The sequence below is a fragment of the Mucilaginibacter sp. genome (assembly GCF_025362475.1).
Taxonomy (GTDB): domain Bacteria; phylum Bacteroidota; class Bacteroidia; order Sphingobacteriales; family Sphingobacteriaceae; genus Mucilaginibacter.
On sequence record NZ_JANYGH010000016.1, the window covers coordinates 112,907 to 138,889 of the forward strand.

General features: G+C 36.2%; 19 protein-coding genes. 18 read left to right on the plus strand and 1 reads right to left on the minus strand.

Features of this window, described 5'->3' with window-relative positions:
- Window positions 1-9: 9 nt before the first annotated feature.
- Window positions 10-3,402: a DEAD/DEAH box helicase gene (locus Q0R88_RS06235; protein ID WP_295713795.1), complete on the minus strand. Its 3,393-nt coding sequence runs from the start codon at window positions 3,400-3,402 to the stop codon at window positions 10-12.
- A 407-nt stretch (window positions 3,403-3,809) separates the two neighbouring features.
- Here Q0R88_RS06235 and glmS point away from each other — a divergent pair, with 407 nt between their 5' ends.
- The 18 genes from glmS (at window position 3,810) to Q0R88_RS06325 (ending at window position 25,946) form a co-directional block, all read left to right on the plus strand.
- Window positions 3,810-5,648, plus strand: coding sequence for a glutamine--fructose-6-phosphate transaminase (isomerizing) (gene glmS, locus Q0R88_RS06240; RefSeq protein ID WP_295713798.1), 1,839 nt, complete (start codon window positions 3,810-3,812; stop codon window positions 5,646-5,648).
- Between the two features lie 629 nt (window positions 5,649-6,277).
- Window positions 6,278-7,024, plus strand: coding sequence for a polysaccharide biosynthesis/export family protein (locus tag Q0R88_RS06245; RefSeq protein ID WP_295713801.1), 747 nt, complete (start codon window positions 6,278-6,280; stop codon window positions 7,022-7,024).
- A 297-nt stretch (window positions 7,025-7,321) separates the two neighbouring features.
- Window positions 7,322-9,376 carry a tyrosine-protein kinase family protein gene (locus Q0R88_RS06250; RefSeq protein ID WP_295713804.1) on the plus strand — a complete coding sequence of 685 codons (2,055 nt, stop codon included), beginning with the start codon at window positions 7,322-7,324 and terminating at the stop codon, window positions 9,374-9,376.
- Window positions 9,377-9,776: 400 nt separating this feature from the next.
- Complete coding sequence (locus Q0R88_RS06255; protein ID WP_295713807.1) at window positions 9,777-10,340, plus strand: UpxY family transcription antiterminator; 564 nt, start codon at window positions 9,777-9,779, stop codon at window positions 10,338-10,340.
- Window positions 10,330-11,628 carry a nucleotide sugar dehydrogenase gene (locus tag Q0R88_RS06260; protein WP_295713811.1) on the plus strand — a complete coding sequence of 433 codons (1,299 nt, stop codon included), beginning with the start codon at window positions 10,330-10,332 and terminating at the stop codon, window positions 11,626-11,628. Before Q0R88_RS06255 ends, Q0R88_RS06260 begins: the two co-directional genes overlap by 11 nt.
- Window positions 11,629-11,635: 7 nt before the next feature.
- The gene (locus tag Q0R88_RS06265) at window positions 11,636-13,075 is read left to right on the plus strand and encodes a lipopolysaccharide biosynthesis protein (protein WP_295713814.1); all 1,440 of its coding nucleotides are present in this window, start codon (window positions 11,636-11,638) and stop codon (window positions 13,073-13,075) included.
- Window positions 13,072-14,241 (plus strand): DegT/DnrJ/EryC1/StrS family aminotransferase, encoded by a 1,170-nt coding sequence (locus Q0R88_RS06270; protein WP_295713817.1) that lies wholly within the window; start codon window positions 13,072-13,074, stop codon window positions 14,239-14,241. Before Q0R88_RS06265 ends, Q0R88_RS06270 begins: the two co-directional genes overlap by 4 nt.
- Window positions 14,238-15,095: a glycosyltransferase gene (locus Q0R88_RS06275; RefSeq protein ID WP_295713820.1), complete on the plus strand. Its 858-nt coding sequence runs from the start codon at window positions 14,238-14,240 to the stop codon at window positions 15,093-15,095. Before Q0R88_RS06270 ends, Q0R88_RS06275 begins: the two co-directional genes overlap by 4 nt.
- 88 nt (window positions 15,096-15,183) lie before the next feature.
- Complete coding sequence (locus Q0R88_RS06280; protein ID WP_295713893.1) at window positions 15,184-16,296, plus strand: glycosyltransferase; 1,113 nt, start codon at window positions 15,184-15,186, stop codon at window positions 16,294-16,296.
- Window positions 16,297-16,306: 10 nt separating this feature from the next.
- Window positions 16,307-17,068 (plus strand): DUF2334 domain-containing protein, encoded by a 762-nt coding sequence (locus Q0R88_RS06285; RefSeq protein ID WP_295713822.1) that lies wholly within the window; start codon window positions 16,307-16,309, stop codon window positions 17,066-17,068.
- 80 nt (window positions 17,069-17,148) lie between these two features.
- Window positions 17,149-18,393: a DegT/DnrJ/EryC1/StrS family aminotransferase gene (locus Q0R88_RS06290; RefSeq protein WP_295713825.1), complete on the plus strand. Its 1,245-nt coding sequence runs from the start codon at window positions 17,149-17,151 to the stop codon at window positions 18,391-18,393.
- A 31-nt stretch (window positions 18,394-18,424) separates the two neighbouring features.
- Complete coding sequence (locus tag Q0R88_RS06295; protein ID WP_295713828.1) at window positions 18,425-19,018, plus strand: sugar transferase; 594 nt, start codon at window positions 18,425-18,427, stop codon at window positions 19,016-19,018.
- 230 nt (window positions 19,019-19,248) lie between these two features.
- Complete coding sequence (locus Q0R88_RS06300) at window positions 19,249-20,259, plus strand: O-antigen ligase family protein (protein ID WP_295713831.1); 1,011 nt, start codon at window positions 19,249-19,251, stop codon at window positions 20,257-20,259.
- A 29-nt stretch (window positions 20,260-20,288) separates the two neighbouring features.
- Window positions 20,289-21,350, plus strand: a complete 1,062-nt coding sequence (locus tag Q0R88_RS06305) for a glycosyltransferase (RefSeq protein WP_295713833.1) — start codon at window positions 20,289-20,291, stop codon at window positions 21,348-21,350.
- 34 nt (window positions 21,351-21,384) lie between these two features.
- Window positions 21,385-23,226 carry an asparagine synthase (glutamine-hydrolyzing) gene (gene asnB, locus Q0R88_RS06310; protein ID WP_295713836.1) on the plus strand — a complete coding sequence of 614 codons (1,842 nt, stop codon included), beginning with the start codon at window positions 21,385-21,387 and terminating at the stop codon, window positions 23,224-23,226.
- 30 nt (window positions 23,227-23,256) lie between these two features.
- Window positions 23,257-23,964, plus strand: a complete 708-nt coding sequence (locus Q0R88_RS06315) for a hypothetical protein (RefSeq protein ID WP_295713839.1) — start codon at window positions 23,257-23,259, stop codon at window positions 23,962-23,964.
- Entirely contained in the window at window positions 23,961-24,875 is a 915-nt protein-coding gene (locus Q0R88_RS06320) for a hypothetical protein (protein ID WP_295713841.1), read from the plus strand. The genes Q0R88_RS06315 and Q0R88_RS06320 overlap by 4 nt, the downstream gene beginning before the upstream one ends.
- The gene (locus tag Q0R88_RS06325) at window positions 24,876-25,946 is read left to right on the plus strand and encodes a glycosyltransferase (protein ID WP_295713844.1); all 1,071 of its coding nucleotides are present in this window, start codon (window positions 24,876-24,878) and stop codon (window positions 25,944-25,946) included.
- Window positions 25,947-25,983: the final 37 nt, after the last annotated feature.

Genomic DNA, 25,983 nt, shown 5'->3' on the forward strand with positions numbered 1-25,983 from the left:
AGTTTCGATTTAACCTAATATTTTCAACAGATCTGTTTTTGAAAGTGATTGAAGGAAAGAGGAATCGGTATTTACCAGGTTATCTGCCAAACTCTTTTTAAATTCCTGCATCTGCATAATCTTTTCCTCAACGGTATCCGGACAAATCATCCTTACTGCAACCACATGTTTGTTTTGCCCTATACGGTGCGAACGATCAATGGCCTGGTTTTCAACTGCCGGATTCCACCATGGGTCTACAATGTAAACATAATCGGCTTCGGTTAAATTTAAACCGGTTCCGCCAGCCTTCATGCTGATAAGAAATACGCCTACTGCCGGGTTATTTTGAAATTCAGTTACTGCGGCTTCGCGGTTGCGGGTGCTGCCCGTAAGCCAGCTAAAGCCAATTTGCCGGGTTATTAATTCTTTTTTGATTAATTCAAGCATCGAAACAAATTGCGAGAATACCAGTATTTTATGCTGTGGCAATTTGCTTTCTATCTGCTCAATCAGCATATCAATTTTCGCAGATTCATTACCTGGCGGCTTTTCACCGGTGATTAACAACGGCGAATCACAAAGCTGCCGTAATTTTGTTAATCCCTTGAGCACGTTCATTGGCGTTTTCCTTAATTCATCACTGGTTGTTGCCGATATAAACTCACGGAATTCCTTTTCGTAGGCGTCGTAAATTTTGCGTTGTTGTTCCCGCATTTCGCAATACAATACCATTTCGGTTTTTTCGGGCAATTCGGCAGCTACTTGTTGCTTTGTTCGTCTTAAAACAAAAGGCTTTATTTTGTTTTGAAGTTCTGTCGCCCGTTTGTGGCTTTTAAATTTATCAATGGGTACAGCATAGATATCTTTAAAGTATTGCTTGGTTCCCAAAAGGCCGGGGCAGGCAAAAGAAAGCTGCCCGTAAATATCAAAGGTGTTGTTTTCTATAGGGGTGCCGGTGATGGTAATCCTGTTTCGCGATTTTAATAAGCGGGCAGCTTTATAACGTTGCGAATCGGGATTTTTGATCTGTTGCGATTCATCAAGGAATACATAATTAAACTGATAATTTTTCAAAAAGCCAATGTCAGCAAGCAATGTTCCGTATGAAGTTAATATGATTTCATATCGGGAAAAATCATCTATGCTTTTGATCCTGTCGGCTCCATAAATGGTATGAACTCTTATAGATGGTGCAAATTTCTGTACTTCGGCCTGCCAGTTAAAAATAAGCGAAGTAGGTACTACCAGCAGGTTAGTATTATGATTTGCCTTTTTACGCTGCAAAAGTATAAAAGCGATGATCTGCATGGTTTTGCCCAGACCCATATCATCAGCCAGACATCCGCCAAAATTAAAATCATCTAAAAAGTTAAGCCAGTTTAATCCATGTTTTTGATAGGGGCGAAGGGTAGCGTGCAAGTCCGGCGGAACTTCAGTATCGGCTATCGTTTCAAAATTTAATAGTTTTTCGCGGTATGTTCTTAGTTCTGCCTTAACTTCCTCATCCATAACCTGCTGATCAAATAATTCGGCAATGGCTGTATAGTTTATTTTATGGATGCTTAATATGTTTTCGTCCGTTATCTCGCCTGCATTAAAATATTGAGCGAACTTTTCTATCCATTCTAAAGGTAAAATGCCCAATGTTCCATCATCCAGTTGCACATACTTGCTTTTATTACGCACTGCTTTCTGTACACGCTTTAAAGTAGTTTTCTTATTGCCAAACCTAACACCTATTTCGGTATTGAACCAATTGATGCCACTTAGCACCCTTATGGTGATATTTACTTTATTAGGGTTTAGTTTATTCCCTTCCAGTTCATTAAACCCTAAAACTGTAATATGATGCTTTTTCCAATCTTCAAATACATTTAAAAACCATTCTTCCTGTAAAAAATGCCTTTTATGCAGATAAAAATAATGCAGGTCATTATCCAGCTGCTCGGCAAAGTAGGGATGTTGTTTGATAAGCAGGGCGGTCAACTCAATTTCTGCTTCGTTATCCCGCTCAACAATAAACTCATTGCCTTTATGATCAACCCCATGGATTGTACGCTTTGTCCGCACAGGTATTTCGGCCTCACCATAGCGCATTACGGGAATAATCATTACATGGCTTCCAAAATCCGAAAGATAAATGATCTGTTCAGTTTCATTGGTAAATCCTTGTTGTTTTAACTGAACGGCAGTAGCCGGTTTAACATGCTGGTAGGCAATACTTATCCTATCCTCAAGTTTGATTAGCAAATGAGTTTTAAACTCTTTGTATTTAGAGTGATGGATAAGCAGGTTTTCCGGACGTTTCCGCATCAGGTCAATGATACCTAATAACTGCACGTTATCGGCAAGGTAAAGGGTGTCATTAACTAAAATAAAATAATTAAACTTAATGCTTAGGTCTTTTAATTGATGTGAAATTCCATTGATTTTAAGCTGACCAGAAAATTCATAAAAAGGTCCTTGAGGTTTAATATTAAGATTAATATCATGAGGAAGCACACCCACTTTTACGGGGATTACAGAAGAAGCCGTAATGTTATCAGATACCTCGCTGTTGTGACAGTAAAAATTATACTTGAGCGGATTTTTGACAATGGCCCGTAATGCCTGTATATCAGCCAACGACCTTTTGCTGTTGATGTGGTTTTGGAATTTATTAACCCCGGTAAAAAACTTTAGCTGTTCATGATCCTCAGTTTCCCAAATATGATCTAAAGGATTTATGAGTGTTAAAGGATTTTTTATTTTACCGTCTTTAGTTGTTTGTGCTTTATAAAGCTCAATAAAAAGGTACTTATAATATTTATGCTGTTTTAAAACAACACAAATGGTTCGGTCGGTATCATCTGTGAATTGCTCAAGAGGTGAAATAGAAGGCGCAAGTACCATTTGACTATATGCGTCTAGACTTTCTTTGGTGACAGGAATAAGTGAAGGTAATTTGGGGCGGATCTCTGTTTTTTTATCCTCGTAGGTCAGCTCGAAAAAAGCATCGAGATTAGTTTCGTTTTCCAGGCCATAATCATGGGCTACCTTTCTTAGTTTATCGTATCTTAAATGTTCATCATAAAAGATGCGGAAATCATTTTTTTTGATGATTGCTGTGAGTGCCATGGCTTGGTATTCACATAATTTATGATGATTTGCATTGCATCCGCAGGTAAGTAACACCTGGTTGTTTTGTTGAATTACGGTTATTGTGGGGAAATTAGCGGCATCATATTCATGGCCAAATGTACCCTGGTTTAGTTCTATTAAGTGAGGAATGACGTGTTTATAGGAGGAAGGGTGATTGTCGATCCCCATGCCCGATCTTTGGAGTATTGCGGTTTCGGTAATAGCTGCAAAAGATATATCATCTATAATGTAGGTGTGTCCTTCAAAATCGTCTTCCTCGTAAGCAGTTTCTGTATTCACTAATTTTCCTGGTGCTATAGCGGGTAAATATCTTAAGAAATGAGGAGACTTGCGAAGCAGAAAAAGATTTATTGACAATTTAATGCAGATGCGATAATATGCAATAGATAAAGGTATCACCGTTAATTAATCCTCCGGTATTAAAGACCAAAAAATGGGCAGAAATCACACGCCGTTTCTTCATTTACAGATGCTTGATATCTCAGTAAAAAAAGGCTTTTGAGTAAGATACTATACAAAATATGTAAATGGAGATTGAACTATTTTACATGTTTTTGTGTAAAAAAACGACGCCATTTACAATTTGGGCTTCAATCGAAATATCGCCTAGTGTATTGGTAGTCAATTAAATAAATTTGTTTAGTAAATAAATGTTTATTGATTATCTATCATTAAAATCCAAAATTATGTGTGGAATTGTAGGTTATATCGGATTTAGAGACGCATGGCCAATTGTAATAAAAGGCCTTAAACGATTAGAGTACCGTGGGTATGATAGCGCAGGGATTGCGATTATCAACCATGAGGGTTTTAACGTTTATAAAAAAGTAGGTAAAGTATCCTATCTTGAAGCCCATGCTGAAAACCAGGATACAAGCGGGTATATCGCCATTGGCCATACCCGATGGGCAACACATGGTATACCATCTGACCTTAATTCGCATCCACACGCTTCAAATGATAATCGCCTGCACATTATTCACAATGGCATTATTGAAAATTACTCAACACTGAAAGAAGAATTAATAAACCGCGGGCATAAGTTTAAAAGCGAAACCGATACCGAGGTTTTAATACATTTGGTAGAAGAAATACAAAATATTGAGCAAACAGATTTGTTGGAGGCAGTGCGTTTGGCCTTAAATACGGTGATTGGCGCATATGCAATAGTTATATTAGATAGGGAAAATCCGGGTCAATTAATTGCTGCCCGAAAAGGAAGTCCCCTGGTTATCGGGGTTGGTGAGGGTGAATATTTTATTGCCTCAGATGCAACACCTATAATTGAATATACCAAAAATGTTATCTATCTAAAAGACAATGAAATAGCATTGGTAAAACGCGATGGTCTTTTAGTTAAACGATTGGATAATGTAATTCAAACCCCGCTTATACAAGAACTAGAAATGAAACTTGAATCACTTGAAAAAGGTGGTTTTGAGCATTTTATGTTAAAAGAGATATTTGAACAGCCTCGTTCAATAAAAGATTGTATGCGCGGGCGTATCATTCCTGAAATTGGAAAGGTTGAGTTAGGCGGGGTAAAAGAATATGCTGATAAACTTAAAAATGTTGAACGGATAATAATAATAGCCTGCGGTACATCCTGGCATGCCGGTTTAGCAGGCGAATATTTAATTGAAGAGTATGGGCGGGTTTCTGTAGAGGTTGAATACGCGTCAGAGTTCAGATATCGAAATCCAATTATTAGTGAGAATGATATAGTAATTGCCATATCGCAATCTGGGGAAACGGCGGATACAATGGCTGCGATAGAAATTGCCAAAGAAAGGGGAGCAACAATTTTGGGTATTTGCAATGTTGTCGGGGCTTCAATTCCAAGAATTACACATGCGGGCGTTTACACCCATGCTGGTCCGGAAATTGGCGTGGCCTCAACAAAAGCCTTTACTGCACAGGTTACCGTTTTAACATTGTTAGCCTTATATATCGCGCAGCAAAAAGGGACTATTACATCATCTAAACTAACGCGTTTATTAACTGAACTTGAAACCATCCCAGAAAAGGTTCAAACCCTTTTAGCTGATAATGATTTGATAAAAAGCATTGCATCTAAAATTAAAAACGCCAGCAACTGCCTGTTTTTGGGCCGTGGGAGCGGGTTTCCTGTAGCTTTGGAAGGCGCATTGAAATTGAAGGAGATTTCATATATTCATGCTGAGGGGTATCCGGCGGCAGAAATGAAGCATGGTCCAATTGCTTTAATTGATGAAGCGATGCCGGTTGTATTTATAGCCACTAAAAATTCTTCTTATGATAAGGTTATAAGTAATATACAGGAGGTGAAAGCCAGGAAGGGAATAGTGATAGCTATAGTGACGCAGGGTGATACCAAAGTAAGGGAAATGGCGGATTATTGCATAGAGATACCAGATGCTGATGAAGCCTTTTTGCCGCTTTTAGCTACAATACCTTTGCAGTTACTGGCGTATCACATAGCTGTGATGCGGGGTTGTAATGTTGATCAGCCGCGTAATCTTGCAAAATCAGTAACTGTTGAGTAAAATGAAATTATAACCCATTTTACGGCAATTACGGCTTATAATAAATTACTGTAGCAAACCAATAGTTCATATATAATAAATAAGATTAGCAGGCGTAAGCCTGCTTTTTTTATGTATTATATTATAGTATTTCATTTCCCCTAATTCATCTACATACTCTGCTGCTAAAAATATCTTCTGTCTGAATCTGTCATTCAGCATCTGTGTTTATTTAAAAATTTAATAAGATTCACGTTTACTAACCTGTGGCGTGGATTTTACGTTTTTTCGGTATTTCATATATCAAAATCGTAGTGCAATTTTTCTAAAAAAAAAGATAACGCAAATCACAATTCTGCCTAAAAAAAAGATAATACAAATCACAATTTCGCCTAAAAAAAAAGTTACCGAGATCACAATTTCTGAACTTTTATCAAAGCTTTTTGAACTTTATTACCACTTTTCACACCCTGTTTTACAGGGTTTGTAAATCATGTTATAGGCAACTTTACACTTTATGTGAAGTGAATACAACCATTTTACAATTTAATTTCAATCGGAAAAAACGGTATTCAATTGGAGTTCAAATAGATAAATTTGATTCATAAAACAGGTCGAAAATATAATCTGTTTCCTTTAAACCGATAATCATGAAAGTAATTTTAGCTATTTGTGTAATACCGTTAATGTTAATTACAAGCTGCGCAGCAAGACGCGATCTCGTATATTTTAGTAACATGGCAAACGCAACAGTTGTTAATAATTCACAAGCACAACAAGAAGTTCGGATACATAAAAATGATATTGTAAGTGTATCAGTAAACAGCCTAAGCGAAGAATCTAATAAACTTTTCTCAATGCCGAATGCTCAACTGGGCAAAGAGGTAGGATATAAAGTAAATACAGACGGCGCTATTCAATTACCACTTATAGGGGAGTTTAAAATTGAAGGGATGAACGTTGAAGAAGCACAAACCGCAATAGCCCTGGAATTAAAAAAACACGTTAAAAGTCCGGTTGTAGATGTAAGGCTTATCAATTTTAAAGTAACGGTGATTGGGGAAGTTAATAAACCATCAACTTTTATTATAAGCGATGAAAAGGTAAACTTATTAGAGGCCCTGGGGCTTGCCGGAGACATGACCGTGTACGGTAAAAGAGAAAATGTTTTGATTATACGTAATGAGGGGGGCAATAAATCAATGACAAGGCTAAATCTTAATAAGCTGGAGTCAATGAATTCACCCTATTTCAACCTAAAGCAAAATGATATAGTTTATGTAGAGCCAGATAGATCAAAAGCCGTAGAATATAGTCAAAATACGCGGTTATTGCCTGTTGTTATAGCCTCTATTTCTGCGCTTGCGGTTTTGGCTGCAGTACTTTTAAAAAGATAAATATATAACTGTTTCATAATGTTAAAGATCGTTAACATGGACGCGAATTTTACTTTAAAACAATCCTTACCTGGTAATAGCTTTATGGATAATGCCATGCCTTATATAAAACGCTGGTATTGGCTTGTTGCAGGTTTGTTGATCAGTTTATTAGCCGTGTGGTTGTATTTAAATTATGTTACACCTCTGTACAAGATCACAAGCACCCTTCAAATTCCAGACGATAAGAAAGGCGACGGGAGCCTGCTTAAGGCTACTGCTTTTAGCGACCTTAATATGTTCCAGGAAACTAAAACCGTGGATAATGAAATGGAAGTTTTGCGCTCAAAGGATTTAATATATAGCGTATTTAAAAAGCTAAACCTGGAAGTTGCTTATTTTGATGAGAGTGGGTATAAAACGGATGAATTGTATGGAGATGAACTGCCATTTATTGTAACAGTAAATAAAATAAGTAAAAATGCATATCTGAAAAAGCTTCAGCTTCAAACATATTCACATACAACATTTTTACTTACAGAAGGTAAAATGAGCTGGATATACAGATATGGCCAGATGATTCAACATGCTGATTATGTATTTAAAGTAGATAAAGGGCCGGCTAATTTTACAGGCGAGCCGATTGTATCTATCAAGTTTAAAAATATAAGAAAATTGGCAGCTGCCTACAGTGCAGGTCTATTGCAGGTGAACCCTGTTATCAAAGAGTCAAATACCGTGATATTAAGTATTGTTGATGCGGTGCCACAAAGAGGCATTGATATTTTAACTAATATGATTAACACGTACAATGCCGAAAACGTACAGAAAAAAAATATTATAGCTGTTAATACCATCGTGTTCATTGATAAAAGGCTTAAGACAATGGAACAAGATCTGTCTTCTACGGAAGGAGATATAGAAGCATATAAACAACAAAATGGCGCTTCTGAGATAGGCGCAGGCACACAAGTTAATTTAACAAAGTCTGCGGAGTATACTCAATTGCTTGAAGAGTCAAGCACGGAATTAGGTATTGTAAAATCTATAGAATCCTATTTAAACCAACCTGGTAACCAATACAACGCTATACCAAGTACAATGGGGCTTAAGGATCCGGTTTTGAACACATTGGTAAGCCGTTTTAACGATCTTCAGATTGAAAGAAACAGGATGTTGAACAGTGCAAACCTCAGCAATCCCTTAATTCAAAATTTAAGCAGTCAGATAGCAAGCCTGCGCGAAAACATAAAGGAGAACTTAAGTAACATTAAAAAAGGGTTTGTAATTGGGCATAAACTCCTTAAACAAAACTCGGCGGAGTATGACTCTAAGATACGTTCAGTGCCAACACTTGAAAGAGGTCTTTTGCAACGGGGCAGAGAACAAAGCGTGAAAACTAACCTATACCAATACTTATTACAGAAAAGAGAAGAGACAGCCTTATCTCTGTCTGCAACAATTCCATCAGCGCAGATAATTGATAAGCCGGCATATGACCCAATTCCAGAATTTCCTAAGCAACAGCTGATGTATTTGATTGGTAGCATTGTTGGGCTGTTGGTTCCGGGTTTCTCAATTTTTATGTCGCAAAAACTAAACTCAAAAGTCAGAAATACATCCAATTTATTAAACATAAAAGGGGTAAGAGTATTAGGGGAACTGTGTCATAACGATCAACTTCAAAGCCCGGTGGCTATACATAAAGGGAGCACAACAGTTATTTCAGAATTGTTTAGATATATCCGTAGCAACTTGGGGATATTGAACCAGGGACTACCACAAAAAAACATCCTGGTTACCTCATGTATGAAAGGAGAGGGTAAAACTTTCTTTAGTATCAACTTAGCACTGACCCTTTCGCTAATGAATAAAAAAGTGTTAATCATGGAGTTTGATTTGCGCAAACCAGATTTGCTTAAATCAGTTGGAATTGAACAAAAAATGGGTATCACAGATTTTCTTGAAGGAGATACCGATTCATTATTGGATTGTATACAGCCGTATGGTGAGTCAGGAAATTTGTTTGTCTTAGGATGCGGAAGAATGCCAAAAAATCCGGCTGAGCTACTATTGGATCATCGCATTGATTTACTTTTTAACTGGTGTAATACTCAATTTGATTATATCATCATTGATACATCACCCGTAGGCGCGGTTTCTGATGCCTTCGGCCTGGCTAAATATGCAGATTTGAGCATTTTCATTGTACGTTACAATTATACAAGTACAGAGCAATTAGATATCCTAAGGGATATTTATGATAACGAGAAATTAAAAAACCTAATGGTTGTATTTAACGATGCAAAAAGAGAGAACCGCGCAGCATATACTTATGGCGGTTATGGATATGCACCTGTGTATGGCTCTTAGGTTTATAATAATTTTTAATTGTGCAAGCTTAATAGCACAGGAGTGAATGTGTTATTCGGTGTGATACTATTTGATGGTTTGTACTTCAATAAAGCGCTATGTAAGTGAGATGGCGAAGCCATAAACTGTCAAGAGAATACCTTCTGTTACAAAATAAAATAAGTTTTTTTAAGAATAAAAGCCATGTAAGTGGAGTGGCGAAGCCATATATGCTTATATAGGCACCAGATTACCAGTGTTGTTGTGTTATAAAGAACTGTTTGTAAATACATTTTCATTCATTACCTCCTTTTTAAGCTTCTTTTAAAAGAAGTAAGTAAATACTCCCCAATTACATTATGTAAGTGAGATGGCGAAGCCATAAAATGATCATATAAAATAGTCAGCTAAAACACTTTTTATGGAACCTCAATTAAATTTAATCAAAAATCCCATGTTAAACTTGCATGAAAAGAAATGGCTTGTTATATATACAAGACCCAGATGGGAAAAAAAGGTTGACAAACTTTTAAAGCAACGGGGTATTGAATCTTATTGCCCGCTAAGGGAGGTGGTAAATCAATGGGCCGATCGAAAAAAGGAGGTAAGCCTTCCTCTATTTAACTCTTACATATTTGTTAATGTTGATTTATATGACCAGGCCGATGTTCTTTACACATTGGGTGTTATGGGTTATGTTTATTACATGGGCAAACCTGCTGTTGTTAGGAACAGCATTATTGAAGAAATAAAAATTAACCTGGCCAATTATAAAGATTTGGAAATCGTGAACCTGCAGGGTGTAGCAGTAGGCGATACCGTGAAAATAAAAAATGGGGCACTTACAAATCAGCTGGGTAAGGTAATTCAAATACAAGGCAAAAATGTACTAATGGTATTTGACACTATCAATTGTGCATTGGTAACGCGTGTGGCCCTTCAAAATTTAACAATTCAAGACTTAAACAATAATCATGAAAATTGAACATTCTAAACCTAAAATCGGAATTATAGGCCTTGGCTATGTGGGCTTGCCATTGGCTGTTGAATTTGCAAAAAAATACAAAGTATTTGGGTTCGATATTAATATAAACCGGATCAATCAACTTCGGCAAGGCGTTGATCATACCCTTGAAATTAGTGAAGAGCAATTGCAGGCAGTAACTACGCCGGTTTGTACAACTCCGGTGGGTTTATATTTTACCGATGAGATTGAAAAGTTAAGAGCCTGCTCTGTGTATATCGTAACAGTTCCTACCCCAGTTGATAAAAATAATCGACCGGATTTAAGCCCCTTAATAAATGCCAGCCTGTTAATTGGTAAAGTATTAAAAAAGGGAGATATAGTTGTTTATGAATCAACTGTTTATCCTGGAGTTACGGAGGATGAATGTATGCCTGTATTGGAAAAAGCCTCTAACCTCCGGTTTAACGTTGACTTTTTTGCCGGTTATTCGCCTGAAAGGATCAACCCTGGAGATAAATACCACACTGTTGCCAATATTCGTAAAATAACCTCGGGATCAACACCTGAGACTGCAGATATTGTAGATGCGCTTTATAAATCTGTAATAACAGCCGGTACATTTAAAGCAGATTCAATAAAAGTTGCTGAGGCGGCAAAAGTTATAGAAAATGCACAGCGGGATATCAATATTGCATTCGTAAATGAGCTTGCGATGATATTTAATAGGCTCGGAATTGATACGCATAAGGTATTGGAGGCCGCTGGTACAAAATGGAACTTTTTAAATTTTAGGCCAGGACTTGTTGGGGGGCATTGCATCGGTGTTGACCCTTATTACCTGGCACAAAAGGCACAGGAGGCAGGCTATCACCCGGAAATTATTTTGGCAGGTCGTCGTATAAATGATTCCATGGGGGCATATGTTGCAGATCAGTTTATAAAGCAAATAACCTGCAGGGGTACATCTTTGATCAATGCTGAAGTATTGGTGCTTGGTTTTACCTTCAAGGAAAATTGCCCGGATGTTAGGAATACACGTGTAATAGACATTGTTCGGCGCCTGGAAGAGTATAAAGTGAAGGTGCACATCCATGATCCCTGGGCTAATGCCGAACAAGCGAAACGTGCATATGGCGTAATATGTGAAAACGGAGAATCCAAAGAAAGGACCTATGACGGAATTTTACTTGCCGTTGCCCACGATGAATTTAAAGAGATGAACCTTAAGGATCTTTGTAAACCACATACGGTGCTTTATGATTTGAAAGCATTTTTACCTGATAACATTGTAAACGCCCGCTTGTAAAAACCATATGAATTATAAAGAAAGAGCTGTTTCGGGCATATTGTGGTCTTTGTCGCAACAAATTAGCTCAAAGGTGGTGGGGTTTGGTATATCTATCTTCCTTGCGCGTATCCTGGAGCCATCACAATTTGGTTTGATTGCCATGCTGTCTATTTTTATAGCAATTGGAAACTCCTTGTTGGATAGTGGCTTAACGGCTTCGTTAATCCGCACGCCAAATGCAGATCATAGGGATTTCTCAACGGTATTTTATTTTAACCTGGCCGGTAGTACCCTGTTATATGCGTTACTTTTTTTGTTTGCTCCATTAATCTCAGATTTTTATAATCAACCAATATTAAAGGCAGTTGTGCGCGTTTATGGTCTTATTTTAATTATAAACGCATTTTTTGGAGTACAAAGCACTTTACTAATAAAGGATATGAAGTTTAAACTTCAAACTAATATCCAGGTACCTGCAGCTATTGGAGGTGGAATTTTGGGTATTGTGCTTGCAAAACTAGGATATGGTGTATGGGCCCTGGTATGGATGGGATTATGTAACTCATTTTTATCAACAGCTTTTCACTGGGTTTACTCATCCTGGCGACCTGGGTTGATATTTGATAAAGAGATTTTTAAAAAGCACATTAATTTTGGTTACAAAATGACGGTGTCTGGGCTTATAGATACCATATATCAAAACCTTTATTTAATTATCATCGGAAAATATTTCTCAGCAGCACAGCTTGGTTTTTATTCCCGCGCTGATAGCATTAGTCAATTGCCTATAAGCAATATATCGGCAGCCATTAATAAGGTTACGTATCCAATGTTTGCCGAGATAGCACATGATCCGGTACAGTTAAAAAATGTTTATAAGAAGTTAATGCAACAAGTTATTTTCTGGAACGCTCCGGCTTTAACTTTTCTTTGTGTAATAGCGCAACCGTTGTTTCATATTTTACTTACTGATAAGTGGTTACCTGCGGTTCCCTATTTTCAAATCTTATGTATTTGTGGAATAATGTATCCGCTGCATTCATACAACTTAAATATTTTAAAAGTAATGGGTAAAGCCTCATTGTTTTTAAAATTAGAAGTTATAAAAAAGGCGATAAGTGTAATAGGTATTCTAATATTTATTCCATTTGGGATATATGGTTTGTTATATTTTCAGTTGTTCTTCAATTTCGTAGCGTACTATATCAACTCAATGTACAGTGGCCGGTTAATTTCATATCCAGTAAAGGAGCAAATTGAAGATATATTTCCTATCCTGGCAATATCAAGCACCATAGGTGTTAGTTGTTACCTGCTTAATATCCTATTAATTAATCTTTATATCCCCGCGTTTATGCAAATTGGCATAATAAGCATATTTTATTTTGGAGTTTATTATGGCGCTGGCCTTTTAGTAAAGCTGTCTGCAATTAAAGATTTTAACCAATTAATCCTAAAAAAATGATACCTGTAACCAAACCTTTTCTGCCTGCAGAAACTGAATTCGATAATTATGTCAAGAGTATTTGGGAAAGACAATGGCTTACAAATAATGGCCCTTTGGTAAATACGCTTGAACTAAAATTAAAAGAATACTTAGGAGTTAATCACTTATTATTTGTTTCAAATGGAACGGTAGCCTTACAATTGGCTATTAGGGCGCTTAATTTAAGCGGTGAAATTATCACCACGCCCTTTTCATTTGTGGCAACAACAAGTAGTATAGTATGGCAAGGGTGTACACCTGTATTTACAGATATAGATCCTGAAACGTTTAATATTGATCCGGCTAAAATAGAAGCAGCTATTACGCCAAAAACCTCGGCTATACTGGCAACACATGTTTTTGGAAACCCCTGCGATATTACAGCCATACAAAAAATTGCCGATAAGTATGGATTAAAGGTTATCTACGATGCTGCTCATTGTTTTGGTACTTTTTACAACAATAGGTCGGTGTTTGAATACGGAGATATTAGTACCACCAGCTTTCATTCAACCAAATTATTTCATACGATAGAAGGGGGAGCTGTATTTACACAGGATCCGGAGCTTCTAAGGAAAATGGCGTTGATGCGCAATTTTGGCTATTCTGGGGTAGATAGTTTTTCTGAAGCAGGCATAAATGCTAAAAATTGCGAATTTCATGCTGCTATGGGGCTGTGCAACCTGCGCCATGCTGATGAAATACTAAAAAAGAGGAAGTATTTATCAGAACAATATATGCTGCGTTTGAGTAACCTCGATGTGAAATTTCAGAAGCTGGAAAATAAACAAGATTACAACTATGCATATTTTCCTGTGCTTTTTAACACCGAGGATTTGATGAATGAAAGTAAAGCCAAGCTGGAGTTGGCACAAATATATTGCCGCCGGTATTTTTATCCATCACTATCAAGCCTACCATATGTAAACAAGGTGGAAATGCCTGTTTGTGACTCTATTGCTTCCAGGATTGTATGCCTTCCTTTATATCATACATTAACATTGCCAGATCTTGATCTTATTTGCCGGTTACTGCTTAGGGTTCAGAATTTTGACGATAAAGGTCAGCACAAAAAAAATCATTTTGGGAGTGCAATAGCCGATAAAATTGAATTGGAGATCAACGAAAAAAATGGCACTATATGAATGATGCTGAAATAATGGTCAGCATTTGCTGCATCACTTATAACCATGAAAAGTTTATTTCCCAGGCCCTAAACAGTTTCATGCTACAACAAACAAACTTTAAGTTTGAAATTATAGTAGGTAATGACTGTTCTACCGATAACACCCTTGAAATTGTTAAGCTGTTTTCCGCTAAATACCCTGATAAAATAAAAATTGTTTCGTCTCCCCAAAATTTGGGTATTCATTATAATTTAATTAATTGTACTAAATTATGTAAAGGAAAATATATAGCGCTTTGTGAGGGTGATGATTATTGGACCGATAACTATAAATTACAAAAACAAGTTTCTTTTTTAGAAAGCAACCTCGATTATATAATATGCTGCCATTATACGCGGGTTGTAAATGCCCTCAATAAAACGCTTTATGAAAATCCTAATCCAATACCTTTAATACATACTTACTATGATCTACTGGCCGGTAAGCAGGAGGAAACAAAAACTGCTACCGTTTTATATCGAAACTTACCTGATCTATATAAATTATTTTTAAACCCGTGGTTTTTTAATTGTTATGCCGGGGATAAAATTTTTAAACTCTATGCTACCCACCTTACAGGCCAAAAAATTTATGTTATGCCTGAGATAATGAGCTGTTACCGAAATCATGAAGGTGGAATATGGAGTATGATCAATACAAAGGTAAGAACGGAAAGAATGATAAGTGATTTTAACCTGATTATTAAATATTTTACATACCCTGCATTTCAAAGAAAAAAATTGTTGCTGCTTTATATAAGAAGATATTTATTATTTGAGTTGCGTAATATGCAAGTACGCAAAGCATATCAAACTGTTAAATATTTGCTTTAAGCCTATAATTAAAAGCTACAAAACAGTTATGAAAAAAAACTCAGCTTTGCACGAAAAGCCCCGGCTATTCTTTGTAATACCCTCATTAATGGGCGGGGGGGCCGAAAGGGTATTAATATCCCTGGCTAACCATTTTAATCAATTAGATTTTCAATCTGTAATTATTTCTTTAAATGACGATATACCGGCTTATGCAATTGATCCTGGCGTAAAAGTGGTGTTTATATTAAAACGCCATAAAAATTTGTTGGGGTACAGGGTTTTATACATAGGAAAAACTTTTTATAGATTGGTAACATTGCTTCGGAAAGAGAAACCCGTTTGCGTTATATCATTTATTACTTCGGCAAATATCTGGACTGGCATTGCGTGTAACTTTACACGTACACCCTATATCGTTTCTGAGAGAACGTCGCCAAGCCGCAGTGTAAACCAATTCAGTTATTTTCATAAGCACTTGGCAGCAAGTATTTATAAAAAGGCTGCAGCTGTTGTAGTTAGCGCCAAAGGAGTTGAAGATTGTTTACTTGAAAATAAATCATTTAAAAAACTTACCAATATACACAGAATTACAAATGCTGTTACCGCATTTAAGTCGGGTTCAACCAACAGTGTACATAATAGAAGATTTATTTTAGCAGTGGGCCGGTTAACACGTGTTAAAGGCTTTGATATGCTGATTACAGCTTATAGTAATGCAAATTTAGATGATGTAGACTTACTTATAATTGGAGAAGGAGAGGAAAGGGTTAACCTTGTTTGCCAGATTCATAATATGGAGTTGACTGAAAAAGTTATACTGCCAGGTTCAAAAACCAACCTGCAGGATTATTACAGCCAGGCAGAAATATTTGTTTTACCATCAAGAAACGAGGGGTACCCCAATGCATTGGTGGAGGCAATGAGTTTTGGATGCCCATGTATTGCTTTTGATTGTGATTTTGGGCCTTCAGAAATTATTACAAATGATGTAAACGGTATTTTAGTACAAAAGGAATCAATTTTCGGCTTAACAGCAGCTATCAAGGATTTAGTTAACAATTCATTATTAAAAAATAGCCTTGGTATAGAGGCAAGAAATATTATCAACACCAATAATCCTGAAAAAATATTTAAAGATTGGGAGAATTTGGTTATGAGTAATATAGATGATCCGCCTGTGTACATACCTAAAGTTCTGATCGACATTAACTTACATTAATTTTATTAATATGCTACAGTATTTAATTCGTTTAGATGATTTGTGTCCAACAAATGATTTAGCAAAATGGGAGCGTTTCTTTAACTTGTTTGACAAGTATAATATAAAACCCATAATCGCTGTGATCCCGGATAATCAGGATCCTAAATTAAAAATCTGTGGTGATTTAAACCCTAATTACTGGCAACTGGTTCGTGATCTTCAAAAGAAAGGCTATATAATAGGTATGCACGGATTTGACCATTGCTATGTAAACCATAATTCGGGATTACTTAAGATCAACAAAAGATCAGAATTTGCTGGGTTGCCATTTCATATCCAGGAAGAAAAAATAAAAGCCGCTGCCGCCATTTTTAAAAGAGAAGGTATTCACTCATCATTGTTTATTGCTCCTGCGCATACATTTGATCGTAATACACTTTTGGCCCTAAATAAATATACCGATATAAAAATCATAAGCGATGGTTTGTTAAAATCTCCTTATATAAGATTTGGTTTCAATTGGATCCCGGTACAGTTGTCGGAGGTTGAACCTAAAACTAAAAACACATGGACTTTTAATTATCATCCGGAAACTTGTAGTAATAAAACTTTTCATGAGCTCGAAATCTTTTTAGCTATCTATCATGAAAATTTTGTCTCTCTCGATGATTTATCATTTGGCAATTTCACATGGAAAGACAACCTCATGGAAAAATATTGCATTTACAAACGCCTTGGGCGCGATTTTATTAATGATATCATATCCTTCTTTGAAAAAATACCGGCCTAACCATTTTTGAATCTTTAGCTGCCCCGTTTACATTCATTTAAATAATCCAATTCAATTTTTTATTTATTTAACATAACACAATGAAAATTCCATTTTCTCCACCTTATATTGATCAATCTGTAATTAATGAAGTTGTTGATACGCTTAATTCAAAATGGCTTACTACCGGGCCAAAGGTTGTAGCGCTTGAAAATGAAATGGTACAATTTACATCATCAGATGCAGCCATATGTGTTAATTCGTGGACATCTGGAGCTATACTGATGCTGAAATGGTTTGGAATAAAGGAAGGAGATGAGGTTATTATACCAGCTTATACTTACTGCGCTACGGCCATGTGTGTATTGCATTGCGGTGCTGTGCCGGTTATTGTTGATGTTGATGACGATTTCTGCATATCACCGCAGGCAGTGCTCAATGCTATTACTTCCAAAACAAAAGCAATTATTGCTGTTGATTTTGCCGGATGGCCTTGTGATTATGAACAACTGAATGAGGTTATCTGCCGGCCCGAAATTAACGATCTGTTTATAGCCAACTCTGAGAAACAAAGAGCCTTGGGCAGGATACTTTTAATTGCAGATGCAGCTCACTCGCTGGGCGCAACAATAAATGGTGTTGCGGCTGCAAAAAAAAGCGACATTGCCATATTTTCTTTCCATGCGGTTAAAAATATAACAACAGCAGAAGGCGGGTGTATATGTTTAAACCTGCCTCCAAATTTTGATGTAGCTGCAGAGTATCGCTATTTAAAAATGTACACTTTAAACGGACAAACAAAAGATGCTTTTGCAAAATCAATTGGTGGCGGATGGAAATACGATATTCTTTTCCAGGGATTAAAAATTAACATGCCAGATATCTGCGCCGCAATTGGATTAGCACAAATCAGGAAGTATTTACCTGAACTTCTTCCGCTTCGAAAACTTATTGCGTTAAAGTATTGTAAAGGCTTTAAAAAAATGAGTTGGTTTATAGCTCCCCCATTAATAGATGAGGCTCGCGAATCATCATACCATGTGTTTGCATTAAGAATTAGGGGTATATCAGAGGTTCAACGAGACAAGATCATTGATGATATTACAAGTAAAGGTGTGGCAGTTAATGTTCATTTTATACCCTTACCAATGCTAACACTATTTAAAAGTTTAGGCTACCAGATTAACGATTACCCCTCTGCTTATTTGCAATATGCCCACGAAATTTCACTGCCCATTTATCCGCAATTGAATAATAGTGAGGTAGATTTTATTATAGAAACAGTAGTAGGCGCTGTTAATAAGCAATTGGCATATTCAAAGGAGTCGATAACTATTGAAATGTAACGTTGGATTTTAAAAGTTTCACAAAAATAAAATGATCTTAAAAAGATTTTTTGATGTGGTTTTTGCAATCGTAATAATATTGCTGCTAACGCCTTTGTTTTTGGTAATAGCAATTATTATTTCGCTTAACTCAAAAGGAGGCGTTATCTATTTGCAAAACAGGGTGGGGAAAAATGGAACTGAATTTAAACTTTATAAATTCAGAACCATGTACCTCAATTCCGATAGGATGGGGCTATTAACAATTGGCTACAATGATTACAGGATCACCCCGGTTGGATATTGGCTCAGGAAATACAAACTTGATGAATTGCCTCAATTGTTTAATGTGCTTATTGGCGATATGAGTTTTGTGGGGCCACGGCCTGAAGTGCAAAAGTATGTACAATTATATACAGAAAATCAGCTTAGAGTATTGAGCATTAAACCTGGAATAACTGACTGGGCTTCTATTAAGTACTTCAATGAAAATGAATTACTTGCAAATTCTATCAACCCGGAAGAACTCTATATTAATAAAATAATACCTTCTAAAATCAGTCAAAACCTGGAATATATAGATAATCGTAATTTTTGGATGGACGCAAAAATAATTTTCTACACATTCAAGAAACTGTTTAAATAAAGCCATAACTGTTTATGCTACTTAAAAAGTTTTTTGTTACTGGTGTTATTGTATTCTACCTGTATACGCTTGCCTTTGGCATTTTTATGACAGATTTATTAAGGATACCTGCACCCCTTATATTTTGTTTGTTATTGATTTTTTTTCTGCAAAAACCAGTACAAAAATTCAGTTACTACTATGAAATGGTGGTATTCGCCATATCTCTATTCTTATATTTTATAGTTGGAATGGGAGATTACAAAGCTTTTTTTGCGGTTTTCGTAACCATAGGAACATGCGCTATATATTTTAATTATTTCATTGGCTTAAGTAAACAGCGTTTTAATGTATCAGTGTATATTTTTTTTGCCCTGTTGATGCTCTCCATGGTAATTATGGTTTTAGATCATAGCTATTCGTCCATAATTGACCCTTTAAGAAGTAGAATGCTCGATGAGCAAGTTAAGCAAGCACCATCGGGGTTGTCAATAACCCAGTTTACTTTTGGATACCAGGTTGCTGCCTTTACTGTTTTTGTTTTTGTTGCGGCATGCACATTCAAACAAAATATAATACTAAAAGCACTTGTGCTTGGTGCTTGCCTTATTTGCATATACCTGGGCATGAATCGGTCTGCATTTGTAAGTTTTGGCGGAGCTGTTGTAATATTTCTATTTATTTATTACCGTTATAAAGCAGTGCTTCTTGTTGTATTCACTATAGCCATCGGTTTTGCGGTTTACACTTATGTGTTAAAAGGAAATATGGATGAGAAGAACAATATCCTATCCAAAAATCAGGCTAAAGAAGCTAACGAATATAACCGGGCAAATCTTGCTGCCGAAAATCTTAAAATCTTTGCTGATTATCCCTTTGGCCTTATATTTTACGGAAAAACTTGGGATGATGTAACTTATAGAAACCCATTATTCACTTTCGGGTTATCTTCACATAATGCATATTTAATGTTTATAACATACCTGGGGCCGTTTTTAGGACTTGGATTATTAGGCGCTATCTATTACAGGGTAGCCCGGCTGTTTTTTCAAACAATAAAAAATATCCGTTATAAAAACAATGCTTTGTATTTGGCCCTGTTTTTCGCCTTTATCGCGGTTTCGCTTAATGCGCTATCACATAATGGATGGCTGATGAGTGTTGATGGGCCTACAATATTTCTGTATTTTGCTATACTTCAATATAATAATATCTACCAGCCTCAAAAAGATACCATAGATATTATAGAATCAAGACCTTAAGAATACTTTAACCTTATCATTTTGTTATTATGAAAAAGAAGTTATTTCTGATTGTTGGCTCTCTTGGAGCTGGTGGATCCGAGCGCGTTTATTGGCTGCTTTCACAATATTTTAACAAAGAAGAGTATGACGTATCTGTCGTTTTTTTAAATGGTAGCAATCGTTGTTATTCAACTGATATAGAGGGTGTTAAATTTATTGATCTTAAAACAATAAGAGCCTCCAGGTCATTTTTTAAGCTATATAACCTTTTTAAAGTTGAAAAACCCTATGCTGTTTTTTCAACAACAGATCATATTAATATATTAATAGCAATGATAGCTTGTTTTATAAAGCTACCCCATTTAATAGCAAGGGCATCTAATAACCCTAAGCAAATGAGAGAGTTTTATGGTTTTAAGGCTCGGTTCTTTAATTTTTTTAGCAAATTCTTATTTTTCAAGTTTGATTTTATTGTCTGCCAGTCAGAAGAAATGCGCCAGTCAATTGCCAAACTGTATTCCATTAGCCTGGGTAAGTTAATAGTTATTCATAACCCGGTTAATCAATCCTGTATTTTAAAAGATCATCGAAGTATATCTGGTTTAAAACGATTAGTTGTTGTTAGTCGTCTTTCAAGGGAAAAAGGGTTGTTTAGATTGTTGGACGTTATAAAATCATTACCTCAAAATTATGTTTTAACAATTATTGGTGATGGCCCGCTGATGAATGTTCTGAAGGCACAAGTGAGCACCAATGATTTGGAAAGCAGAGTGTTTTTTACCGGCAATATAAATAATGTTGCTTTAAAAATATCTCAACATGATTTATTGGTTTTGAGTTCGTTTACCGAAGGATTTCCAAATGTTGTACTTGAATCACTATCTGTAGGAGTACCGGTAGTAACCTTTAGAGTTGGCGGCGTTGATGAATTAATTAAGGAAGGTTTTAATGGTTTTGTTGCCGAACAAAATGATGTAGTTAAGTTAAAAAGACAAATTATCCGTGCATGCAATCAAACATGGGAGCATGATAAAATTAAAGCCGATATAATAAACCGGTTCGCATTGGATAAAATAGGGCAGGCATATGAAACGCTTCTATTGAGATAACATAAATATTAACTTCTTTAAAAACTTTCATTTTATGTGCGGAATATATGGATCAACAGTTAATTATCCCGACGAAGTAATACGGGCAAAATTAACAAGAGTACAGTTTCGCGGCCCTGATTATTCAGGTTTTGAACGCGTAGGATCTGTCATCTTAGGCCATAATCGCCTTGCGATTGTTGATTTGGATCATCGCTCAGATCAGCCATTCGCCTATAAACACCTGGTGGTTGTATTTAACGGAGAAATATATAATTACAAAGAAATAAAAACGAAGCTGATCACCTTAGGTTATTCGTTTAATACAGATTCAGATACAGAGGTACTTGCAGCAGCATATCTTGAATACGGCGAACGTTGTGTTTATCACTTTAATGGCATGTTTGCCTTTGCAATTTATAATACCAAAAATCGGCAATTTTTTGGAGCAAGGGACAGGCTTGGAAAAAAACCTTTTTATTATATCCATAACGGCCTCGATTTTGAATTTGCCAGTCAGCCAGCACAAATAAATATCGGTCGAAATGTAAACCTTGATGAAGGGGCAATAAATGAATATTTTATCTGGGGATATGTACCAGAACCCAAATCGGCCTGGAAAGAGGTCAAAAAACTTGAGGCCGGTTATACATTCACTTTCAATAGTGATACAGGGAAATTTCAAACAACAAAATACTGGGATCTTGATCTTGCCTATACAAACAAATATGAGGGAACATATTCTGAAGCTAAAACAGAACTCGAATTATTGTTAACAAATGCGGTAGATATCAGGATGCATGCAGATGTAAATTTGGGGGTCTTTCTTTCAGGGGGCGTTGATTCTTCACTTGTTACAGCCCTTGCAGCTCAAAATAACGAAAACGTAAAAACCTTTTGCATAAAATTTAACCAGAAAGGTTTTGATGAAAGCGTATTTTCAGCCAATATAGCTAAACACCTTAAAACAGATCACCACATAATTGAATGTAACCCAAAAGAGGGGATGGATTTGATTGAAGATTTTGGAACATATTATGATGAACCATTTGCCGACTCAAGCGCTATACCAACTTTGTTGTTGAGTAAATACACAAAAAAATATGTTACTGTAGCTTTGAGTGGCGATGGTGGGGATGAAAGCTTTATGGGTTACGGCAGATATAAGTGGTTAAACCTTGTAAATTACTTGTTTAATTATCCATTGCCACTAAGAAAGACAATAGCGACAATTTTAAGAGTTTCACCAAATTATCGACACCAACTTATCGCGTTAGGGCTCTGTAATTCCCAAATAAGCACACTGTATGGATTAATGCTTGGTGGCCTTGAGTATTCATGGCTCAAACAACCAAACGCGGGCTTAGATGTGCCTTTTATGGATATCTGGTCATCAAAATCAACGAGTATATTACAAAAAATGTCAACTTTTGACATTAAAACATACCTAAATGGCGATATTAATACCAAAGTAGATCGTGCCTCTATGGCATTTGCAGTAGAGGCCAGGGCGCCGCTTATGGATCACCGGGTGGTTACTTTTGCTCAGAATCTGCCAGATAGCTATAAGTTTCAATATAAATCACAAAAAAGGATTTTAAAGGATATACTATACCAGTATGTTCCAGCTAAATTTTTCGCCAGGCCAAAATCTGGCTTTACAATACCGCTGCAGTTTTGGTTTAGAAATGAATTAAAAGATTATGTTCTTGATCAATTATCATTAAGCGAATTAAAAAACATTCCCGGCGTTGATGCAACAAAGGCATTAATGATGATAAATGAACATATGGATGGTAAGTGGAACCGCTTCCCTCAAATATGGAAATTATTAGTGTTTACGCAATGGTTAAAGAATCAAAAAAATAACCCGGTCCTTACATATCAAACTGTTTAATACTTTATGATTCAAATTAAAAGTAGGGCTATGCGTTTAGTACCTTACAATGTTGTATGGTTTGCCGACAAGCCCTCCAAATGGAAATGCCTCTTTAGCTATTATAAACAAAGTGCTTGCCACAACAATATTCCAGGGTATCGTAGAGAACCCTTTTTTACAAAAACAATTGACATTGGAGCTCCTCAGGCTGTTTTTGAGGCCGGTTTTGACCAAAACACCAACTACGAAATACGCAGAGCAATAAAAGATGGAGTTACAACGGCCCCCGAAACTGAAATAAAACGTTTCATTGATTTCTACAATTTATTTGCAGTAACCAAAAATCTACCAACGCTCACCCGTGAATTCTATAAGTTTCAATCGTGTCTTGTTATAACAAAGGCTATCTACCAGGATCAGGATATTGTTATGCATGCTTACTTACGCGATGATTCCTTAAAAAGGGTAAGATTATTGCACTCGGCGTCGCTTTTCAGAACCGAAAAAGACAACCAGCTGAAAGCGGTAATCGGCAGAGCAAATCGATTATTACATTTTAAGGATATGTGTTTTTTTAAACAGCATGGTTTTGAAGTTTATGATATGGGGGGATACGCCCATGGTACCGCAGACGAGGCTTTGAAGAGAATAAATCAATTCAAGGATAGTTTTGGTGGTAATCTGGTACAGGAAAGTGATTATTTACCAGTGTTGGGGCTTGTTCTGATGTTTTTCACAAGATTATTAAAAGCATGAAATTATTAGGGATATTAGATTCAATTAGAAATAAACTGTTTTCTTACGATAAATGGAATATTGGCTACATTTCACAAACCCCCGAAAATCTTATACTCACACAAAGGCTAAACGGGAAGATTAACTGGTTAAGAGAAGGTGCTGCGGATTATGCAGCTGATCCTTTTGCGGTAAATATAAATGGTCATATGCATTTATATTATGAAGAACTTAATTTTTGGAAAGGCAAAGGAGTAATCATGATGATGGATACTTTGCATTTTAGGAATAAAAAGAAGGTTAAAGGCATCATGAAAGATTCAATACACCTATCGTACCCATACTTGTTTACCGCCGATGACAGTTTGTATTGCATTCCTGAAACAGGGTCGGCTAAACAGGTAGCCCTATATCAAATTGATGTAGAGAACCCGTCAAAATTTAAGAAGATAAAAGTTATACTGGAAGGCCAGGCCTTTGTAGATAGCTCAATCATCTACTTTCAAAATAAATATTGGTTATTTACCAGCGTATCTGGCAAGCAAGGAGAACTGTATGTGTTTTATTCAGATACTTTGGAAGATTCATTTAAGGCACATGCCTTAAATCCTATTAATGTTGCTTCAAATGTGAGCAGATCTGCGGGGCGCTTATTCATTGTTGGCAAAAAATTGTACATGCCAAGTCAAAATCCCGAAATACGTTACGGCGGATCGGTTATGATCAACGAAATCACAACTATTACCGAAACTGATTTTAAATATAATACCGCTTTTGAGCTATTGCCCCAGTTACCATATGATCAGGGCTTACACACCATAAATTTTGCAGGCGACCTACTTATTGTTGATGGTAAACGTAAGGTGTTTAGTGTTTTAGGACCTGTAAAAAAGGTAATTAGAAAATTTAGAAACCTTAATAAGCATAATTAAATGCCCGAGCTAAAAACCAAATTAGTTTTTGTTTCCATGTCTGACAAAGCTAATGGTGCAGAAAGCATATTGCTGATGGGGGCACATGCAAGTAATTCACCTTTGATTTTTCTAAAAAAATCAATTCAGGGGGGATTGAAAATCCCTGACGGAGTTGATTCTAAATATGTGACTGATAAAAGCATGCTAATTGGTTTTATCGGGCTTTTAAAATTATTAAAACCGTATAAATCCGGATATATTATTATCAGTTCTCATCCATATTTAAATGCTTACCTCGGGTTTTTAAAGCGGATGGGTTTCATAAAATCAAGACTAATAGTCAGAGAGTGTACTTCTGTTTTTATAAGATATAAAGGTTTAAAAAAGTGGAGTTATCAAGTGGCATATCGCCTGGGCTATCCTGCAGCAAATTTAGTTGTTTGCCAAACAAACATGATGCGTGATATTTTTTTGAAAAACGCGCCTTTTGTTGATGGTCAAAAAGTGATTGTTCAGAAAAACCCGGTTGATGTGGATCAAAACGTCCGGAAAGCTGATTTGCCGTTGGATGATGCAGATGCCGGTACTAATTATATTTGCGCCGCTGGTCGTTTGATTCCCGAAAAAGGATTTTATAATTTGATAAGTGCTTTTAGGGAAATTGAATCGCATTTTCCGGATTTGAAATTATTGATTTTTGGCGAAGGACCAGAAAAGAACTCTTTGGAAAAGCTTATTAAAACTTGTGGGTTACAGCATAGAGTAATTTTAAAAGGTTGGACTGACAATCCAATGCCGTATTTTAAACATGCAAAAGTATGTGTCGTATCCTCTTTAAAAGAGGGCTTCCCCAATGTCTTATTGCAAATGATGAGCCTTAATCCTGTTGTTGTTTGTACAAAATGTGCCGGGGGGATAGAAGATATTCCAGGCATTTTTAAAGCCGATGTAAATAATGTAGATGCATTATTACTTGCTATCAGTAAAGCACTAAAATCAAATACTGATAACAAAAAGTTAATCGGGCATTATATTGAGAATCGAACTCCGGAGATTTTTGTAAATTCTATATTAAAAGCTTTAGTCTAATAAACCTCAAACATCACTTATTCTTTAAGTGATCATT

Excerpts from the sequence above, each read along its gene's own strand:
- Q0R88_RS06315 (WP_295713839.1), top strand. The coding sequence starts at position 23,257 with ATGCGTTTAGTACCTTACAATGTTGTATGGTTTGCCGACAAGCCCTCC.
- Q0R88_RS06270 (WP_295713817.1), top strand. The coding sequence starts at position 13,072 with ATGATACCTGTAACCAAACCTTTTCTGCCTGCAGAAACTGAATTCGAT.
- Q0R88_RS06295 (WP_295713828.1), top strand. The coding sequence starts at position 18,425 with ATGATCTTAAAAAGATTTTTTGATGTGGTTTTTGCAATCGTAATAATA.
- Q0R88_RS06325 (WP_295713844.1), top strand. The coding sequence starts at position 24,876 with ATGCCCGAGCTAAAAACCAAATTAGTTTTTGTTTCCATGTCTGACAAA.
- Q0R88_RS06265 (WP_295713814.1), top strand. The coding sequence starts at position 11,636 with ATGAATTATAAAGAAAGAGCTGTTTCGGGCATATTGTGGTCTTTGTCG.
- Q0R88_RS06285 (WP_295713822.1), top strand. The coding sequence starts at position 16,307 with ATGCTACAGTATTTAATTCGTTTAGATGATTTGTGTCCAACAAATGAT.
- Q0R88_RS06305 (WP_295713833.1), top strand. The coding sequence starts at position 20,289 with ATGAAAAAGAAGTTATTTCTGATTGTTGGCTCTCTTGGAGCTGGTGGA.
- Q0R88_RS06320 (WP_295713841.1), top strand. The coding sequence starts at position 23,961 with ATGAAATTATTAGGGATATTAGATTCAATTAGAAATAAACTGTTTTCT.
- Q0R88_RS06260 (WP_295713811.1), top strand. The coding sequence starts at position 10,330 with ATGAAAATTGAACATTCTAAACCTAAAATCGGAATTATAGGCCTTGGC.
- Q0R88_RS06280 (WP_295713893.1), top strand. The coding sequence starts at position 15,184 with ATGGGCGGGGGGGCCGAAAGGGTATTAATATCCCTGGCTAACCATTTT.
- Q0R88_RS06245 (WP_295713801.1), top strand. The coding sequence starts at position 6,278 with ATGAAAGTAATTTTAGCTATTTGTGTAATACCGTTAATGTTAATTACA.
- Q0R88_RS06300 (WP_295713831.1), top strand. The coding sequence starts at position 19,249 with ATGGGAGATTACAAAGCTTTTTTTGCGGTTTTCGTAACCATAGGAACA.
- asnB (WP_295713836.1), top strand. The coding sequence starts at position 21,385 with ATGTGCGGAATATATGGATCAACAGTTAATTATCCCGACGAAGTAATA.
- glmS (WP_295713798.1), top strand. The coding sequence starts at position 3,810 with ATGTGTGGAATTGTAGGTTATATCGGATTTAGAGACGCATGGCCAATT.
- Q0R88_RS06275 (WP_295713820.1), top strand. The coding sequence starts at position 14,238 with ATGAATGATGCTGAAATAATGGTCAGCATTTGCTGCATCACTTATAAC.
- Q0R88_RS06255 (WP_295713807.1), top strand. The coding sequence starts at position 9,777 with ATGGAACCTCAATTAAATTTAATCAAAAATCCCATGTTAAACTTGCAT.
- Q0R88_RS06290 (WP_295713825.1), top strand. The coding sequence starts at position 17,149 with ATGAAAATTCCATTTTCTCCACCTTATATTGATCAATCTGTAATTAAT.